We start from the raw sequence: 18,131 nt of genomic DNA, 5'->3' as shown, positions 1-18,131 counted from the left end.
AAGGACGGCATCGCCGAGGTACGCGCAGGCGCCACGCTGCTCTTCGACAGCGTTCCCGAGGAAGAAGAAGCCGAAACCGAACTGAAGGCATCCGCCATGCTATCCGCCATCCGCGACGCCAAGACCGGCAATGCCGTTGGCGCCGAACGCACCGCCGCGCGCGTCGGCGACGGCATCAACATCCTCCTGGTCGACCACGAGGACTCCTTCGTCCACACGCTCGCCAATTACTTCCGCCAGACCGGCGCCAATGTTTCCACCGTGCGCACGCCCGTGCCGGAGGAGGTTTTCGAGCGGCTGAAGCCGGACCTCGTCGTGCTCTCGCCTGGCCCTGGCACGCCGAAGGACTTTGATTGCGCCGCCACGATCAAGAAGGCAAGAGCCCGCGACCTGCCGATCTTCGGCGTCTGCCTCGGCCTGCAGGCGCTGGCTGAAGCCTATGGCGGCGAGCTCCGGCAGTTGCATATACCGATGCACGGCAAGCCGTCGCGCATCCGCGTCTCCAAGCCCGGCGTCATCTTCTCCGGCCTGCCCAAGGAAGTGACCGTCGGCCGCTACCACTCGATCTTCGCCGATCCGGTGCGCCTCCCCGACGATTTCCTGGTCACCGCCGAGACCGAGGACGGCGTCATCATGGCCTTCGAGCACCGCAAGGAGCCGATCGCCGCCGTGCAGTTCCATCCGGAATCGATCATGACGCTCGGCCACAATGCCGGCATGCGCATCATCGAGAACATCGTTGCGCATCTGCCGCGCAAGGCCAAGGAAAAGGCAGCCTAGCAGCGATGGCCGCAACGGAAGACATGACGGCGGCCGCGGCAAAAGCCGCAGCCAAGCGCAAGGTCGCCAGCCTTGCCTTCTGGTCGATCGTCATCGCCTTCCTGGTGATGGGGTTGAAGTTTGTCGCCTGGCAGATGACCGGCTCGGTCGCCCTCTATTCCGACGCGCTGGAATCGATCGTCAACGTCATCACGGCGACCGCCGCTCTCTGGGCCATCCGCATCAGCCACAAACCAGCCGACAGCGACCATCCTTTCGGTCATCACAAGGCCGAATATTTTTCGGCGGTGCTCGAGGGCGTGCTGATCGTCGTGGCGGCGATGCTGATCATAGCCAAGGTGTGGCAGTCGCTGCAGAACCCGGCACTGATCGAACAGCCCTGGGAGGGCTTGATGATCAACGGCGGCGCTGCTGTGGTCAACGCCGCATGGGCCTTGGTGCTGATCCGCAACGGCCGCGCCGAACGATCGCCGGCATTGGTCGCCGACGGTCAGCACATCATGACCGACGTGCTGACCTCGGTCGGCGTCATCGTCGGCCTTGTTGCCGCGGTGATGACTGGGTGGCGGATTCTCGACCCGCTGCTTGCGCTGCTCGTGGCGCTCAACATCCTCTACCAGGGCTGGAAGCTTACTGGAGAATCGTTGAGCGGCCTCATGGACCGTGCCGTGGATACGCAGGAGCATATGCGCATCCGCGACATCATCTCGGCCAATTCGAAGGGAGCGCTGGAGGTGCACGACCTCAAGACGCGCATCGCCGGCCGCGCCACTTTCATCGAATTTCACATGGTCGTCGACGCCGGTATGACGGTGGGCGACAGTCATGTCATCTGCGACCGCATCGAGGACGCGCTGAAGGCCGAAATCCCCTCGGTGCGCGTCACCATCCATGTCGAGCCTGACGATGAGGCGAAGCTGCCCAAGGGCACCACGGCGGTGCCGTTCGCCTAATTTCGCCCCAAGCTTACACTGCGAAGGTCTGTCGAGATTCAGGTCAGGCCGAGTCGAGAACGGTGACTTCCGAGAACCGGAGCGGAGCGTACTTGAAGTACGTGAGCACCGGAAGCGCAGGAAGTTGCCGTTCGCAGGCCGGCCTCACCTGAATATCGATGGACCTAAGGTGCGCAGGCCGCCTGCGGCATCGGATTCAGCCGATAGACCTTGTCGTCCGACGTCGTCTTGCCATCCGCCGCCTTCGAGCAGAGATCGACGATGGCGAGCGCGCTGTTGGGGTTGGCCAGCATCATCGTGCCGTTGGCGCCGCGTTTCAGGAAAATCTCCTTCTGCGAGACGTCGCAGGCAAAATCGCTGATCTTCGAGCTTGCCGCGCAGCGCCACTGGTCGGCCTCGCCCTGGCATAAATAGGTCTGCGTGACCTTGCCCGACTTCTGCCTGGTCGTCACCGAAATGGCGATGTCGGCGCCGTCCGGCCAGTTGGCCACATCGCCGCCTGAAGCGTAGGAGGCTAGTTCGACCGGCCCGCGGAAAACCCGGATCGACTGCGTCACCTGGTCGGGGTGCGACTTCAGATGCGCGGCGTCGTAGTCGCGGCCATAGCAGAACGCCTGGTCGGGCTTCAGCCGCTCGCGCAGCGGCGCCCCGAGCGCCGGATCGATCGGATCGATGCGCGCGAATTCCGCCTTGCAGGTGGCGGCCGGCATCGGGTCGAGGCGGAAATTGTCGTCCTCGCTGCCCAGCGCCTGCTTGTTGTACTGCGCCGCGCCGAGTTCCTCCTCCGCGCCGGCGTCGAGATAGACATCGGGCTGTACGTTGGAGACGATCAGCCGGCCTTTGTCGTCGACCTTGAGTGAAGCGAGCGTGCGGTCGCATTCCATGCCGCAATGGATCGGGCCGCTCTTGCCGTCCTCGGATTGACGATTGCACCAGCCAGCTGCCCATTCCGGCTTCTTGGTGCCGCGCACCGTGGTGGTGAGAAAGCCATCATAGGCGGCGCCGCCAATCGTGCTCGGCTCCTCGTTCGGCCGGCTGACCGGATCGTGGCCATAGTAGAAGAAGATGCGCGCCACTTTCTGCTTTGGATGCGCCTTGAGGTGCGCCGCGTCGTAGACGCGTCCGAAACAGGCATCGGCGCCGTTGGGGCTGAGTTCCGTCAGCTTGGGAGTGTCATCGGCAAGAGCCGCGCCGACAACGAACAATGCAGCGCCAAGCGCCGCGCCCACCGCTATCCTCGACGTCATGTGACCCTCCTCCCATCGACAGGACGTGACTGCGATTCATGCTAGTCTAGGAGCAGTTCCGGGAAAAGCGTGTAACGGTTTTCCATAGGGAATTGCGTAGAAACAAATAGTTAGCGAGGCCGGGGCCACGCAGGACCATAGTGCCCGGCTGGTGGAGGAAGAGCGATGCTGCGCCGAGATATTTTCCGTGCCGGTCTTGCCGGGGCCGCCGGCCTTTTCGGACTGCGCCAGGTCAAGGCGGCTGCCGCGGAGGAGGAAAGGCTGAAGGTCGCCTATCACCTCAGCGACGTCGACAAGGCCAATTTCGTCCTCGGCAACATCAAGAACCATTACGAAGGCACCGGCGGCAATGTCGACATCGTGCTTGTCGTGCATGGCCCGGCCCTTGCGGCCTTTAAGACCAAGGCCGCATCCGGCGCTACGTCCAGCCGGTTTGCCGGGCTGGTCCAGAAGGGGCTGGTTCCGCAAGCCTGCGGCAACACCATGCATGGCATGGACATCACGCTTGCCGACCTGCTCGCCGGCTTCCAGGTCGCCGACAAGGGCGGCGTCGTCAAGCTCGCCGAATTGCAGCGCCAGGGCTACATCTATCTCCGGCCCTGACGGCGGGAAGGCTTGAACGCGAGGCCGCCGATAGCCTACGAAAGACGCGGGATTTCGGAGACCAACCAGCATGACGACACTTGTCATTCCCGACCTCGCCGGCAGGGCGGTGCTCGTCACCGGCGCGTCGACCGGGATCGGCGCGTCGCTTGCCCGCGCCTATGCCGCGCAGAAATGCCGCGTCGCACTGCACTACAACTCAAGCCGTGAGGCCGCCGAAAAGCTCGGCCGAACCATTCGCGACAGCGGCGGCGAGGTCTTCTTGACCCAGGGCGACTTCTCAAAGCCCACCGACGTTGAGCGTGTCGTCGAGGAAAGCGCCGAGCATTTCGGCCGCCTCGACGGTCTCGTCAACAATGCCGGCGGCATGCTCGGCCGGGTTGCCTATGCCGACCAGACCGAGGCGCATTACGACGCGGTGATGGACCTTAATGCGCGATCCGTGCTGACCGCCTCGCGCAAGGCGATACCGTGGCTGAAGCGCCAGGGCGGCTTCATCGTCAACACCTCCTCGATCGCTGCCCGCAACGGCGCCGGCGGCGGCGCCGGCCTCTATGGCTCGGCCAAGGCCTTCGTCTCCAACGTGACGCGCGGCATGGCCAAGGAGTTGATCGGCTTCGGCATCCGCGTCAACGCCGTGGCCCCCGGCACCATCCTGACACCCTTTCACGAGCGCTATTCGACCGAGGAGCAGATCAAGGGCATGGTCGCTACCATTCCGCAGGGCCGCGCCGGCACCGCCGAGGATTGCGTCGGCGCCTATCTGTTCCTGTCATCCGACCTCATGAGCGGCTACATCACCGGCCAGGTGATCGAGGTGAATGGCGGCCAGTTGATGCCGTGAGGCGCCGACTGCATACTCTTGTCGCGCAACCGGAGGGAGATACAAGGAATGTACGGACTGATCGGCAAGATGCGGGCGGCGCGCGGCCAGCGCGACGCGGTCATGGACGTGTTGCGCGAGAGCACCGTCGCGCTCCCCGGCTGCCTGAGCTACATCATTGCCACCGACCCGGCCGACGCCGACGCCATCTGGGTCACCGAAGTATGGACCGATCAGGCGAGCCACAAGACGTCATTGCAATTGCCCGAAGTGCAGGCGGCGATCGCCAAGGCGCGCCCCTTCATCGCCGGCTTCGAATTCCAGGTCGAGACCCATCCGGTCGGCGGCTTCGGCCTGCCCGCCGGCAACACAGGCTGACGCTGGAGCAACGCAAATCAGGACTTTTGCGCGGGAAATGGGTTCGCATTTGTCCCCGCCCGGTCTAAGAGCCGGATATGGACTCCTCGCCAGAACAACCACCCGTTGATCGCATGGCGCGACTCCGTCCGCCGCGGCAATGGCTGGTGCTGCTGGCGTTCTCGCTGCTGTTCGCCAGCGCGCTGGAAGCCGCCGCTCTGCCGGCGGCGCTGCTGATCGGACCGATGCTGGCGGCGATCCTTGCCGGAACCAACGGCGCCACGGTGCGCGTGCCCCGCCCCCTGTTCGGCTCGGCGCAAGCCGTCGTCGGCTGCCTCGTTGCCGCTTCCATCTCCGCCGACATATTCCCCGTCTTCTACAAGGAATGGCCGCTTTTCCTCGGCGCCGTCATTGCGACCGTCGCCGCCTCCAGCCTGCTTGGCTGGCTGATCAGCCGCTGGCGCATATTGCCCGGCACCACAGCCGTCTGGGGCTCGTCGCCGGGAGCGGCCACCGCCATGGTGCTGATGGCGGGCGCCTTCGGCGCCGACCAGCGGCTCGTCGCCTTCATGCAGTATCTGCGCGTCATCTTCGTCTCGATGACCGCCGCCTTGATCGCCCGCATGTGGGTCGACACTTCGGGCGTCGAACCCCCGGCCATCGTCTGGTTTCCGCCGATCGAATGGATGGCCTTTGCCGCGATGCTCGCTGTGGCGCTTGTCGGCGCCCTGCTCGGCCGGCTTTGCCGGCTGCCGTCGCCGTTCTTCCTCGGCACCTTCATCTTCGGCACCATTGTCCATCTCGGCTTCGGCGTGGAGATGCAATTGCCGCAATGGCTGCTGGCCGTCAGCTACGCCCTGATCGGCTGGTCGATCGGCCTGAACTTCACCCGGCCGATCCTGCGCCACGCGACCCGCGCATTGCCGCAGATCATCGCCTCGATCGTGGCGCTGATCGCCTTTTGCGGCGGCATGGCATTCGTCATCAGTCGCGTGCTCGGCATCGATCCGCTCACCGCCTATCTGGCGACGAGCCCCGGCGGCATGGACAGCGTCGCCATCATCGCCGCGGCGGCGCAGAACGTCGACATCTCCTTCGTCATGGCGCTGCAGTCAGCCCGCTTCCTCGTGGTGCTGCTCGTCGGTCCGAGCGTGGCGCGGCTGGTGGCGAGAAGCATCAAGGAATAGGGCAAAGCGCCCGAACCTGTCTGGAAAGGGCCTTGTGCCGCCGGCATCGGCAAGCTTCGCAAAACCGCGGACCGGGTCGGTTGCGGTTCAATCCAGCCGCTTCATCAGATCCTCGTCCAGCCAGCGGCCGAAGAAATACACCAGTTGCTTGTGCCACCATGGCCAGTCATGGCTGACGTCGCCGCCCCAATAGTCGACCCACGCCGGAATCGACTTGTCGCGCAACACCTGTTCCAACTCGCGCGTTTCCACCAGCATGCGCTCTTCCCAGGCGCCCTGCCCGCAACAGAAGATCAGCCTCAGCGCCCTCAACCGTCCGAGCAGCTTCTGGTCGACGATGCCAGGCAGGTAGTCGAGCGGCGAGTTGAAGAAGATGCTGCCCTCGAGCGTCCGGCCAAAGAAATCGCGGGTCGAATAGACGCCGGACAGCGCAATGACGCCGCTGGCCAGCTCCGGAAAGCGGAAGACGAAGTTCGACGAATGATAGCCGCCCATCGAACAGCCCGAGAACAGCGGCTTCAGATTGCGCCCGCCATTGGCCTTGGCGGCAATCGACTGCAGTTCCGGCAGTGCTTCCTCGCGCACATAGCGGAAATAGGCTTCATGGCGCGCGATGCGCTGCGCAGGATCGCCATGCTTGTCGAAGAAGGATTCGGAATCGATGCCGTCGAGCGTGAACAACTGGATGCGGCCGGTATCGATGAAGTCGGCCAGCGCCCCCACCCCGCCGGAATCCTCGAACTGGTAGAAGCGCCCTTGCGAGGTCGGGAACACCACCACCGGCCGGCCGGCATGGCCGTAGCGCTTGTACTCCATGTCGCGGCCGAGATTGCGGGCAAACCCCTTGTGATAGGAGACATCCATCGCTCAGGCCTTTTCCGCGTGGATGTAGTCGACCGCCTGGCGCAGCGCCTTCTGGTCCCTCGAGCGCATCTGATAGGCGTAATTCCCCATGGCGCGGCTGAAAACCTCTTCGATGGCCTGGTGGTGGACAATCTTGTCGCCGTGGGCGGCTAGCACGTCCGCATGGCTGTGCAAATAGTGGAGGTGGCGTTTGCGGCTGGCATAGGCGGTGAAATACTTGCCTTCGTAGGGTCCGCCGGCGGCGTCCTTGACCACCATGTCGGCCCATGCCGCGTAGACGTCGATGTCGAACGTGTAGTTGATGGCATCCGTCATCCAGGCTCCGGGCGGGCGCATGTTGACCTCGAGCGCGATGACGCGCTTGTCCTTGGTCTCGAACAGCTCGATGTGGAAGAACCGCTCGCGCACGTCGAACGCCTTGAGAATCTTGCGGCCCGCCTCTTCCACGGCCGGGCTGATTTCGGGAAAGCAGGTGTAGCTCATGTGGCGGTCGCGGTTGACCACCTCCATGACGCTCTGGTCGTAGCGGTGGCTCGCCGCCAGCACCACCTCGCCGTCGCGGTTGACCAGACCGTCGAACGTCACCACCAGCCCCTCGATGAATTGCTCCATGACGAAGGTCACGCCCTCCGGCTTGTCCCGGAAGAACTGGTCGAGCTCCTTCGCATTGGAGATCTTGAACGTGTTCGAGGCGCCCGAGCCGGAATCAGGCTTTACCACCACCGGATAGCCGACGCGGCGGATGAAGGTCATGGCGCCCGCCCGATCGGAGCATTTGCGCTGCGGAATGGTCTCGACGCCGCTCTTGCGGAAGAAGGCGCGCATGCGGCTCTTGCGCTTCAGGTTCTTAACGAAATCGAGCTTGGTGCCGAAGACGTTGAAGTCGGTGCGGATGTTGGCTTCCAGCTCCAGCCAATGCTCGTTGAGCGACTCGAAACGGTCGATGCGCCCCCATTTGTGGATGAAATGGCCCATCGCCCGGAATACCGGCTCGTAGTCCTCCATGTCGGCGACGCGGTAATATTCCGACAGCGCCGCCTTCAGTTTTCCGCTCAGCGCCTCATAAGGCGCATCGCCGATGCCTAGCACGGTGGCGCCGGCCTTCTTCAGCCGATCGCAGAAGTCGGCGCCGTTGGCCGGAAAATGCGGCGAGAAGTACACAAAATTCATGGATGGGCCTCCCCAGGCGTCGCTGCCTCGTCGGCGAGTTTGGCGCATTTGCCGGACGTGGGGAAGAGCCTGGCCGCGCCGGCACTTGCCTCTCGAATGCCGCTCCTGTATGAGAACCGCCATGAACACGCGCGCCTCCTCCGCCGCTTCCCGTCCGACCGGCTTTGCCGGCGAGACCGTGCGCGCGCTTGCTTCCACCCTGCTTCTTCTCGGCCTTATCGGCGATCGCCGGGTTCGCTGAAGGAGCGCCCGGCGGTCGAAATCGCCGCTTACGCGCACGCTCCTTGGCCAGTTGGCAAGTCACATCAAGCGAACGAAACTTTGGTAAAGGCGCCGCTCGGCACCAATCCGTCTGAATGCGGATCCGCGAGCCGCCGGGAGAGATGACGATGAACGCACGAGAAGACATTCAGGCTGACCATGCCGAGAAGGGCATGTCGGACGCCGCTCGCAAATACCAGCCCTACCCGACCGTCGGCCTCACCGATCGCACCTGGCCGTCAAAGGTCATCGACAAGGCGCCGATCTGGTGCTCGGTCGACCTGCGCGACGGCAACCAGGCGCTGATCGACCCGATGGGCCACGAGCGCAAGGCGCGCATGTTCGCGCTGCTGCTCGACATGGGCTTCAAGGAGATCGAGATCGGTTTCCCCTCGGCCTCGCAAACCGATTTCGATTTCGCCCGCTGGTGCATCGAGGAAGGCAACGTGCCGGCCGATGTCTCGCTGCAGGTGCTGGTGCAGTGCCGTCCCGAATTGATTACCCGCACCTTCGAGGCGCTGAAGGGCGCAACCAACCCGATCGTGCATTTCTACAACTCGACCAGCGAATTGCAGCGCCGCGTCGTCTTCGAGAAGGACGTCGCCGGCATCAAGCGCATCGCCACTGACGCCGCCAAGATGATCACCGACATGGCTGCCAAGGCGGGCGGCGGCTATCGCTTCGAATATTCGCCGGAGAGCTTCACCGGCACCGAGCTCGAGGTGGCTCTGGAGATCTGCAATGCCGTGACCGAGATCGTGAAGCCGACGGCCGACAACAAGCTGATCATAAACCTGCCGTCGACGGTCGAGATGTCGACGCCCAACATCTATGCCGACCGCATCGAGTGGATGTGCCGCAACCTCGACAACCGCGAGAACCTGATCATCTCGCTGCACCCGCACAATGACCGCGGCACCGGCATTGCCACCACCGAGCTCGGCCTGATGGCCGGCGCCGACCGCGTCGAGGGCACGCTGTTTGGCAATGGTGAGCGCACCGGCAATGTCGACATCGTCACGCTGGCGCTCAACATGTACACGCAAGGCGTCGATCCCGAGCTGGATTGTTCCGACATCAACCGGATGAAGGACGTCTATGAATATTCGAACCAGCTGAAAATCCCGGAACGCCACCCATACGTCGGTGAACTGGTCTACACCGCCTTCTCCGGCTCGCACCAGGACGCCATCAACAAGGGCATGAAGGCGCTGAAGAAGGCCAACACGCCGCTCTGGGAAGTGCCCTACCTGCCGATCGATCCGGCCGACGTCGGCCGCACCTACGAGGCGATCATCCGCATCAACTCGCAGTCCGGCAAAGGCGGCATCGCCTATGTGCTGCAGGCCGACTACGGCCTCAATCTGCCGCGCAACCTGCAGATCGAGTTCAGCCAGGCTATCCAGGCAATCACCGACGCCGAAGGCAAGGAGGTGCCCGCCAAGCGGATCCATGAGCGCTTCCTCGAGACCTATGTCGACCAGCCCAGCGCCCGGCTGGAATTCATCGATCACCACACCTATCCCGACACCGAGGTGAAGGGCCGCCGCGTGATCGAGGCGGTGATCCTCGACAAGGGCAAGGAAATGACCATCACCGGCACCGGCACCGGCCCGATCGATGGTTTCGTCGATGCGCTGTCGCGGCATGTTGGCGTCGCGATGTCGGTGCTCGACTATTCCGAACATTCGCTACAGCGCGGCTCGAATGCCTCCGCCATCTCCTATGTCGAGATGGAGTATCCCGGCGGCAAGCTGTTCGGCGCCGGCATCAATACCAACATCGTCGCCGCCTCGCTGGAAGCGGTGGTTTCGGCCGCCAACCGCATCGTCGGCCGCAACGCCGGCTGATCAATGCTTACCCGGAGCGCCGCACGTCCGCGGCGCTCCGCACGCATTGCGATACCGGCTTTCGCGCGTTAACCATGGGCAATTATCCGGTGGCTTACGCGATCGCATAACACAACTATGCTTGTGCGGCAGTGCCATCGCTATATGATCGCGCCCTAACCTGTGCCGACTTCGAGAGGATCGACACTTGCAGCATGCCCCGCCTGCCGCCCCCGCAGTGCGCGAGACACTTGAGCGACTGCTCGCCAGCGAAACATTCGGACGCTCGGAGCGTGCCCGAAAGCTGCTCCGCTACCTGGTCGAGCGCGAGCAGGCCGGCGAAGCCGACCGGCTCAAGGGCTTCTCCATCGCCATGGATGTCTTCGGCAGGGACGGCGATTTCGATCCGTCGACCGATGCCGTGGTCCGGGTCCAGGCGGGCAGGCTGCGCGAGCTCCTGCAGCAATATTTCGCCAATGAAGGCGTTGCCGAACCGGTGCGTATCGCCATCCCGCGCGGCGGCTATGTTCCATCCTATGAGCTGAACGCAATTCGCCTGCCTGTCGGCGAGGAGCCGGCGGCGGGCGTGGCGCGTGCCATCGTGGCGCCCGGCTTGCCAGAGGAGCCCGCTCCCGCACAGTCCGCGCCGCCGATGTCGCCGCCCGCTTCTCAGGCTCATGGCCCGTCGCTGACCCGCCACCTGAGGTTCTTCTGGGGCGCGATCGCTGTCGTCATCGCCATGCTGGGCGTGCTCATCCTTCGCCAGGGCGGCGATGCCTTGCTCGGCGGCGGGGATGCGGCCTCGGTGGTCGAAACAGCGGCGACAGGTAGCATCGCGTCTTCACCGGTGGAGACCTTGCCTTTGATCTACATCGCCACAAAGGCGAGCGGTCCCGAGGCGGCGCGCGTGGCTGCCTCGCTGCGCACCGGCCTTGCCGGTTTCGACACGATAGACTTCATCGGGCGCGACGCTGACGGCACGCATGATCCGGCCGCCGACGCCACCAGCTTTGTATTCGACATCTTGCCTGGACCCGCGCCAAGCGATGTCACGATCGAACTGCAGAATGTCGCCACCGGCCGGGTGCTCCTGTCACGCAACCTGACGGCCGAGGACAGTGCGCCCGACGCGGTCGAGGACAGCATCGCCAACATATTGACCTCGACCATTCCGGCCTCCGGACCGATCTACGGCTATATCGAGCAAAGCGGCATCGGCACTGGCCTGACGCAGTGCCTGGTGCTCAACGACAGATACTATCTCGATCAAAGCGCAGCGACGCACGAGGCTGCCTATCGCTGCCTCGAGAAACTGGCCAACCAAGGTGCGAAATCGTCGCTTGTCTATTCCGAACTCGCGTCCCTGCATCTCGAGGCCGTCACCGATCACTACGCCTATCCTTCCGGCGCGACGATCGAACAGGCGATGTCGTTTGCCCATCGTGCCGTGCAGATCGGGCCGACCAGCCCCTATGCGCATCGCGCCTATGGCTATCTCAATTCGCGCCTCGGCAATACGGACGAAGCGATCCGCTGGATGCGCAAGGCGCACGAGCTCAATCCCTACGATCTCGGTATGGCCGCAGCCTACGGCTATGGGCTGATCTTCGCCGGCAAGTACAGCGAAGGCACCCCTATCATTGCACACGCCGTCGAGACCTTCAGTGGCCACCCGACATGGTGGGACTACGGCCTGTTTGTCGGCGCGTTCATGCTGGGGGATGCGAGGCAGGCCGCCATTGCCAGTGAATCGTTGCGCACCACGGCCACCAAGTCTCATTATCTGGCCGCGCGCCTGATCGGCGCCAAGATTGCCGGCCGCGGCCAGTTGGCCGGCCAGTTGACCGATGAACTCGTCGCCAAATTCCCGAAATTCGCCGCCGATCCGCGCGCGACCTTCGTCGACCGCAAATACCCCGCCGATCTCACCGACAGGTTGGTCCAAGCTTTGCATGCAGCAGGCCTTGGTAGCGCCAGCTGAATTGTACTAGAACGGCGCGGCTGATCGCAAAAAATTTACTGGCCGTTGCTCTAGACAAAGAGCAATCGAGCCACAATTTGACTACGGGGGCGCCTGTTCGGTCGCTGGGGCTTGGAAAACTCATAAACTTTCATGGATTCTTCCGTTTATGCCGCCGAACGGGGCGCCGGCTCGAAGGTTGTCGTTTTCCTGCACGGTTTTGGCGGGTGCCATGATGTCTGGCGCCAGGTGATCTCGACGCTATCTCCCGGAATGCGGACGATTGCCTACGACCTTCCCGGCCACGGGCATTCTCTCAGTGTCCCCGGCACATCGGCGCGCTCCGCCGCCAAGGCCATTCTCGCCGACCTGGCGACACGCGGAAGGAAGAAAGTGCATCTCGTCGGCCATTCGATGGGTGGCGCGGTCGCGACCCTGATGGCGTTGAGCGAGCCCGAAAGGGTAGCCTCGCTGACGCTTCTGGCGCCGGGCGGTTTCGGACCGGAGATCAACGGGCCGCTATTGCGCCGCTATGCGGCGGCGGCCGGCAGAAACGAGGTTCGTACCTGTTTGGCCGCCATGTCCGGACCAGGGGAACAGCCGCCGGAAGACATCGTGGATACGCTTGCCGAGATGCGCGAACGCCCCGGTCAGGTGCAGAAGCTTGTCGAGATCGCCGCCGTCATGACCAGGGATGATCGGCAAGGCGCCATTCCGCGCGAACAGTTGGGCACGCTCGCCATGCCGGTGATGGTGGTCTGGGGCACGGACGACGCCATGCTGCCGGTTGCCCAGGCAGACGACTTGCCGGCGCATTTTCACCTGCATCATGTTCTGGAAGCCGGCCATATGCTGGTCGAGGAAGCATCCGATCTGGTCGCTTCCGCCGTGCGTCGTAACATGAGTCGGCGCCGTCGACGCTCGTCCGCGCGTGACCGGGCGGTATAGCTGATCCACCATCTCACCAGTGCATTTTGTCGGCGACTGTGTTAACCCGCTGTTAACCAACACGAGGCAGCCGCCGATGAAGGACGCAGGCGAGAAACCCACCCCGATCGAGGCGTCGCGCAAGCTGTCCGATGCCATTCGCGACGTGAAGAACGCTTTCGCTGATCGCGACGATGTCGTCGTCGACATGCGCGAGGCGCACCGTATGCGACTGGATCTGCTTGCCGCTGAGCTCGCCCCTGTCTTTGCCGAGGTGCCCACCGACATGGACAATTTCGACTTCGCGGTCTCGTCCGGCCTGCAGCCGCGCCTGTGGATCGATGCCGTCTGCCACGTCGCCATGGGACGCGACCGCCGCACCTATCGCTTCCTCAGGGACACGCGCATCGGGCGCGTGGTGCTCGCCGAATCGAGCGACATGAAGGTCGTCGCCGATTCTGTGACGCGCTATGTGGCCGAACGTGTGATCGAGCGCCAGAGGATGATGGAAGGCGGGGTCGAGCATCCCGTTCCCGGCATGCATCGGGCATCGGTGAGAGAAGCCGAACCGCCCTTGCGGGCGACCCGGCGCGGCAAGGCCTGGTCAGCCGTCCTCTCCGGTTTGGGTCTGATCGCCGCCGGCGCGCTTGTTGGGCTTGCCGTGTCGCTGGTGCTGTTCTGGGATCGCCTCGCGGCCATCAAGGTCAGCTTCTGACCAGTTGGCGAGGTGCCTCGGCATCGGCCACCAGTTCAAGCACCTGCAGGTCCGAAGGCGGCATCGCCGGGCCGGTCAGACCGCGCCGCGTCAAACGGACCTGCCAGTCGCCTCTTTCGCCGTCGATATCGATGAGGTTGTATTGCGCCGCCTGGTGCCTGCCACCGAGCCCCTGCCCGGCCGCTGCGACGCCGACGACAGGGATCTTTTGGCCGCGCCGGCCGATGAAGAACAGCGTCGGGTCATGCGAATGACCGTGCAGAACGAGCTCGGCGCCATGCCGGTTTGCAGTCCGCTGGAAGAGCTCGATGCCGAATAGCCGCTTGTATTGGGAAACCGCCCCGCGCACCGGCGGATGATGGATCATGATCACCCGAAACAGACCGCTGCCGGCCGTTGCGTCCAGGATTTTGCCGAGTCGTCGCGCCTGGGCTGCCCTGAAAAAGCCGTTGGCCATGAAAGGAGCGGTGGCGCGCGCCGTCGAGACGCCAATCAGCGCGACATTGCCGCGCACGCGCAGATAGGGAAAGGCGTTGCGGTCGACCGGCCCGCTGACGCCGTCGCCTGTCATCCAGGCCGCCCATGATCGGCAGACCTTGTCGAAGGCGCCCGGTACATAGGCATCGTGGTTTCCGGGGACGACCGACACGTCATCGGGCGAGCCCAGCGTCTCCAGCCAGTGCCTGGCCATCTCGATCTCGCCGTCGAGCGCCAGATTGACCAGATCGCCGGTGACGGCGAGATGGTCCGGTTGGCTGGCTTTGAGATCTGCGACGATGCTGTCGATGACCGCATCATGCATGTGGCGGCGGCGATTGCGCTGCCAGTTGACATAGCCGACCACGCGCTTGGAGGCGAGTTCGCGATAGGTTACACCGGGAAGCGGCCCCAGATGGACATCGGAAATATGCGCGAGCCTGAACATTGCTCTTTCATAAGCGAGCCGGTGCCTGCTTTCCACTCATGGTTTTGCGTCGAATCGCGGTTCCGCGGATGACGGCGCCGCTCGATCCGGAAGCGGCCATGCGTCAGACCGGCTGGCCGGGTCTCAGGGCAAGGTTGTTCCATCTGTCTTTCCTGCTCAGGCGGCCGATGACGCTCGGCGTGCGCGGACTGGTTCACGACCGCACCGCCAATAGCATCTTCCTGATCCGACACACCTATGTGCCCGGCTGGCAGTTGCCGGGCGGCGGCGTCGAGGTCGGCGAAACACTTCTGGAGGCGCTGGCGCGCGAGCTTGCCGAGGAGGGCAACATCAGCATGACGGCGCCGCCAGAGCTGAAGTCGGTGCATTTCAACCGCCGCTCCAGCAGGCGCGATCATGTCGGTTTCTATCTGATCGAGAATTTCAGCCAGACGACGCGAAAACTGCCCGACCATGAAATCGCCGAGGCCGGCTTCTTCCCGCTTGACCGCTTGCCGGAAGCGACGACGCCTGCAACGCTGCGGCGGATCGCCGAGATTTTCACGAAGGCTGAGATCTCGCCCTACTGGTAAGCCTAGGCAGCTTTCCCAAACCGCGCCCGGTCGTGCGGCGCTGCGTAGTCGATTTCCGGCCCGACCGGCACGATGCCCGTCGGATTGATCATTCTGTGGCTGCCGTAGTAATGCGCCTTGATGTGATGCAGGTTGACCGTGCCCGAAACGCTTGGCACCTGATAGAGGTCGCGCAGATAGTTCGACAGGTTCGGATAGTCGGCGATGCGGCGCAGATTGCACCTGAAGTGCCCGACATAGACCGGGTCGAACCGCACCAGCGTGGTGAACAACCGCCAGTCCGCCTCGGTGATGCGGTCGCCTGCGAGATAGCGCTGCTTTGACAGTCGCGTCTCCATCTGGTCGAGCACAGAAAACAACTCTTCGAACGCCTCCTCATAGGCGGCTTGCGTGGTGGCGAAGCCGGCGCGATAGACGCCGTTGTTGATGGCCGGATAGACCACAGCGTTGACGCGATCGATCTCCGCGCGCAGCGCCTCGGGATATAAATCGAGCCCCATGTCTCCCCATTCGTCGAAGGCCGAATTGAGCATGCGAATGATCTCGGAAGATTCGTTGGAGACGATCGTTTCTTCCTTCTTGTCCCACAGCACCGGCACCGTCACCCGGCCCGAATAGGCCGGGTCGGCCTTGCTGTAGATCTGGTGCAGGAAATCGAGGCCGTACAGCGTGTCGCCGGTGGCGCCATCCTGCGGCAGGAAAGTCCAGCCGTGCGCGCCCATCAAATGATGCACCACCGATACCGAAATGACATCTTCCAACTTCTTCAGCACCCGGAAGATCAGTGTCCGGTGCGCCCACGGACACGCCAGCGAGACATAAAGATGGTAGCGGCCGGGCTCGGCCTTGAAGCCGCGCGAACGGCCTTCGGCAGGCGCCCCGTCGCGCGTGATCCAGTCACGCCATTGCGACTGCGCCCGCACGAACCTGCCGCCGCTGTCGGCCGTATCGTACCAGCGATCCTGCCACCTGCCTTCGACCAGCAATCCCATGCAAAACTCCATTGCGCCCTGAGGCCCATGTAGGCGCAGGGTCGCGATCCCGAAGGCCCGATGTGCTGAACAGACCGTCACTCGACCCAAACGGTCGATGAAATTGTGCGGATTGCAGCGGCCGGAAATTTTTGCTAGCGGGAACTCCGCATGTTTGACTTTGCCACGATCCGGTTCGACCGACGACGAAAGGGCGCCCGCGCTTGATGAAGCGCTGACTGGCGAACGCTGCCGCTTGCAGCAAACCCTTCCTCGCATACCGGAACGCGAAGACCATGAGCCTTGCCGACGTCGAATACCTGCCGGAAACCCCGGCGCATGACTCCGAAATCGAAGCCATCAACGACGAAGCCTTCGGGCCGGGCCGCTTCGTGCTCGCCGCCTACAAGATCCGCGAGGCGGGAGGGCACGAACGTGCAATGTCCTTCGTCGCCGTCGATGGCGATACCGTCATCGCCTCGGTGCGGATGACACGCGTGGCCGCCGGCGCCGGACGCGCCATGATGCTCGGACCGCTCGCTGTGCGCCCCGCCTTCAAGAACCTCGGCATCGGCCGCCGGCTCGTGGCGATTGCGCTCGAAGCCGCCGTCAAGGCCGGCGCGCCGGCGGTGATCCTTGTCGGCGACGAGCCCTATTATGGCCCGCTCGGCTTCAAACGCTTCCCGCGCGGTCAGATTTCCATGCCGCGGCCCGTCGATCTCGACAGGCTGCTTCACCACGAAATCACACCCGGCGCCGTGGCCAAATTCGTGGGCGAGGTCGGCCATGCGGATCAGGCGCGTGTGCCGGACCAAGTTCCGGCAATGGCCTGATCGACGGCTCAATCGGCACGATTGATCCCGGTCAAGCTTCGATTGACCCCGTCTGCCGTTGCGCCGTCGTGACGTCCTTCGTAGCATGACCGGGAAAAACGTGGAGGACGCCGCATGAACCCGAATGGCCAGATTTCGATCGTCACCGGCGGCGGCTCCGGCCTCGGCGAAGCGACGGCTCGCGCGCTTGCCGCCAGGGGTGCGCACGTCGCCATCCTCGATGTCGGCGTCGAGCGCGCGCAAAAGGTGGCAGCCGATATTGGCGGCATCGCCGTCCAGTGTGACGTCAGCAGCGACGCCAGCGGCGTTATCGCCGTCGGCGAGGTGGCGCAGAAGCTTGGCGAGCCGCGCATCCTCGTCAATTGCGCCGGCATCGCCATCGGCATGAAGACGATCGGCAAGGAGGGTCCGCATGCGCTCGACCAGTACCGCAAGGTGATCGAGATCAACCTGATCGGTACCTTCAACATGATCCGCCTTGTCGCCGACCGCGCCGCCAAGCTCGATGCGCTGGAAGGCGGCGAGCGCGGTGTCATCGTCAACACGGCGTCAGTCGCCGCTTATGACGGCCAGATTGGCCAGGCAGCCTATTCGGCCTCCAAGGGCGGCGTGGTCGGCATGACGCTGCCGGTCGCCCGCGACCTTGCTCGCTCAGGCATACGCGTCTGCACCATCGCGCCCGGCATCTTCCGGACGCCGATGATGGCCGGCATGCCGCAGGAGGTGCAGGATTCGCTCGGCGCAGCGGTACCGTTCCCGTCCCGCCTCGGCGAGCCGTCCGAATATGCGGCACTTGCACTCCATATTGTCGAGAACCAGATGCTGAACGGCGAGACCATCCGCCTCGACGGCGCCATCCGCATGGCGCCCAAATAGCCCCGATGGACACCGGCATCCCCGCTGCCGGAAAGGCCGGTCCGCTGGTCGGCCTGACGGTGATCGAGATGGCTGGCCTCGGCCCATTGCCGCTGGTCGGGCTGATGCTGTCGGAAATGGGCGCCGAGGTCTTGCGCATCGAGCGCGCCGGCCCCAGTCAGCCTTTGCTGGACCTGCCGGGCGAATACGATCTCGACCGTCACGGCCGCTCCATCCTGCGTGTCGATCTGAAGCGCGGCGAAGGCGCCGACCTGCTGCTCGGCCTCGCCGAAAGGGCC

The 18,131-nt window shown here is 64.0% G+C and carries 19 protein-coding genes; 14 read left to right on the top strand and 5 right to left on the bottom strand.

Annotation, left to right across the window (positions count from 1 at the left end; translation table 11 throughout):
- Nucleotides 1-780: gamma-glutamyl-gamma-aminobutyrate hydrolase family protein (locus EN742_RS05620; protein ID WP_189375190.1), on the top strand; the 780-nt coding region annotated here is incomplete at its 5' end.
- A gap of 5 nt (nt 781-785) precedes the next feature.
- Nucleotides 786-1,733: a cation diffusion facilitator family transporter gene (locus EN742_RS05615; protein ID WP_126058620.1), complete on the top strand. Its 948-nt coding sequence runs from the start codon at nt 786-788 to the stop codon at nt 1,731-1,733.
- A gap of 164 nt (nt 1,734-1,897) precedes the next feature.
- Here the strand turns inward: EN742_RS05615 and EN742_RS05610 are convergent, their stop codons facing one another.
- Nucleotides 1,898-2,980, bottom strand: coding sequence for a hypothetical protein (locus EN742_RS05610; RefSeq protein ID WP_126058619.1), 1,083 nt, complete (start codon nt 2,978-2,980; stop codon nt 1,898-1,900).
- A gap of 165 nt (nt 2,981-3,145) precedes the next feature.
- On the opposite strand from EN742_RS05610, the gene EN742_RS05605 reads away from it, so the two are divergent.
- The 4 genes from EN742_RS05605 (at nt 3,146) to EN742_RS05590 (ending at nt 5,950) form a co-directional block, all read left to right on the top strand.
- Nucleotides 3,146-3,583, top strand: a complete 438-nt coding sequence (locus tag EN742_RS05605; RefSeq protein ID WP_126058618.1) for a DsrE family protein — start codon at nt 3,146-3,148, stop codon at nt 3,581-3,583.
- 70 nt (nt 3,584-3,653) lie between these two features.
- A complete protein-coding gene (locus EN742_RS05600; RefSeq protein ID WP_127406095.1) occupies nt 3,654-4,427 on the top strand; it encodes an SDR family oxidoreductase in 774 nt (257 codons plus the stop codon).
- A gap of 48 nt (nt 4,428-4,475) precedes the next feature.
- Nucleotides 4,476-4,784: a putative quinol monooxygenase gene (locus EN742_RS05595; RefSeq protein WP_126058616.1), complete on the top strand. Its 309-nt coding sequence runs from the start codon at nt 4,476-4,478 to the stop codon at nt 4,782-4,784.
- 77 nt (nt 4,785-4,861) lie between these two features.
- On the top strand, nt 4,862-5,950 hold the full coding sequence (locus EN742_RS05590; protein ID WP_126058615.1) for an AbrB family transcriptional regulator: 1,089 nt from the start codon (nt 4,862-4,864) through the stop codon (nt 5,948-5,950).
- Between the two features lie 87 nt (nt 5,951-6,037).
- Here EN742_RS05590 and EN742_RS05585 read toward each other — a convergent pair whose 3' ends face one another.
- Together EN742_RS05585 and EN742_RS05580 are read right to left on the bottom strand one after the other, a co-directional pair.
- The gene (locus EN742_RS05585; RefSeq protein ID WP_126058614.1) at nt 6,038-6,814 is read right to left on the bottom strand and encodes an alpha/beta hydrolase-fold protein; all 777 of its coding nucleotides are present in this window, start codon (nt 6,812-6,814) and stop codon (nt 6,038-6,040) included.
- Nucleotides 6,815-6,817: 3 nt separating this feature from the next.
- On the bottom strand, nt 6,818-7,984 hold the full coding sequence (locus EN742_RS05580; RefSeq protein WP_126058613.1) for an ATP-grasp domain-containing protein: 1,167 nt from the start codon (nt 7,982-7,984) through the stop codon (nt 6,818-6,820).
- 389 nt (nt 7,985-8,373) lie between these two features.
- Here EN742_RS05580 and leuA point away from each other — a divergent pair, with 389 nt between their 5' ends.
- The 4 genes from leuA to EN742_RS05555 all read left to right on the top strand — a co-directional run bounded on the left by leuA (nt 8,374) and on the right by EN742_RS05555 (nt 13,676).
- Entirely contained in the window at nt 8,374-10,095 is a 1,722-nt protein-coding gene (gene leuA, locus EN742_RS05570) for a 2-isopropylmalate synthase (RefSeq protein ID WP_126058611.1), read from the top strand.
- 187 nt (nt 10,096-10,282) lie between these two features.
- Nucleotides 10,283-12,055 (top strand): hypothetical protein, encoded by a 1,773-nt coding sequence (locus EN742_RS05565; protein WP_126058610.1) that lies wholly within the window; start codon nt 10,283-10,285, stop codon nt 12,053-12,055.
- 132 nt (nt 12,056-12,187) lie between these two features.
- On the top strand, nt 12,188-12,982 hold the full coding sequence (locus EN742_RS05560; RefSeq protein WP_127405365.1) for an alpha/beta fold hydrolase: 795 nt from the start codon (nt 12,188-12,190) through the stop codon (nt 12,980-12,982).
- A gap of 76 nt (nt 12,983-13,058) precedes the next feature.
- Nucleotides 13,059-13,676, top strand: a complete 618-nt coding sequence (locus EN742_RS05555) for a hypothetical protein (protein WP_126058608.1) — start codon at nt 13,059-13,061, stop codon at nt 13,674-13,676.
- Here the strand turns inward: EN742_RS05555 and EN742_RS05550 are convergent.
- Nucleotides 13,666-14,601, bottom strand: coding sequence for a metallophosphoesterase (locus EN742_RS05550; protein ID WP_126058607.1), 936 nt, complete (start codon nt 14,599-14,601; stop codon nt 13,666-13,668). The two genes, EN742_RS05555 and EN742_RS05550, sit on opposite strands and share 11 nt — an antisense overlap.
- Nucleotides 14,602-14,669: 68 nt before the next feature.
- Between EN742_RS05550 and EN742_RS05545 the strand changes: the two genes are divergently transcribed.
- Nucleotides 14,670-15,173 (top strand): NUDIX domain-containing protein, encoded by a 504-nt coding sequence (locus EN742_RS05545; RefSeq protein WP_126058606.1) that lies wholly within the window; start codon nt 14,670-14,672, stop codon nt 15,171-15,173.
- 2 nt (nt 15,174-15,175) lie between these two features.
- On the opposite strand, the gene EN742_RS05540 is transcribed toward EN742_RS05545, so the two are convergent.
- A complete protein-coding gene (locus tag EN742_RS05540; protein ID WP_126058605.1) occupies nt 15,176-16,165 on the bottom strand; it encodes a glutathione S-transferase family protein in 990 nt (329 codons plus the stop codon).
- A gap of 275 nt (nt 16,166-16,440) precedes the next feature.
- Between EN742_RS05540 and EN742_RS05535 the strand changes: the two genes are divergently transcribed.
- The 3 genes from EN742_RS05535 to EN742_RS05525 form a co-directional block, all read left to right on the top strand.
- Entirely contained in the window at nt 16,441-16,977 is a 537-nt protein-coding gene (locus tag EN742_RS05535; RefSeq protein WP_126058604.1) for an N-acetyltransferase, read from the top strand.
- 114 nt (nt 16,978-17,091) lie between these two features.
- On the top strand, nt 17,092-17,853 hold the full coding sequence (locus EN742_RS05530) for a 3-hydroxyacyl-CoA dehydrogenase (protein ID WP_126058603.1): 762 nt from the start codon (nt 17,092-17,094) through the stop codon (nt 17,851-17,853).
- A gap of 5 nt (nt 17,854-17,858) precedes the next feature.
- The coding region (locus EN742_RS05525) for a CoA transferase (protein ID WP_189375188.1) at nt 17,859-18,131 on the top strand (273 nt) is incomplete at its 3' end.

This window comes from Mesorhizobium sp. M4A.F.Ca.ET.020.02.1.1, from assembly GCF_004022645.1.
GTDB lineage: Bacteria > Pseudomonadota > Alphaproteobacteria > Rhizobiales > Rhizobiaceae > Mesorhizobium.
The sequence above is the reverse complement of the archived record's forward strand: the minus strand, read 5'-3'. Positions and strand labels throughout refer to the sequence as shown.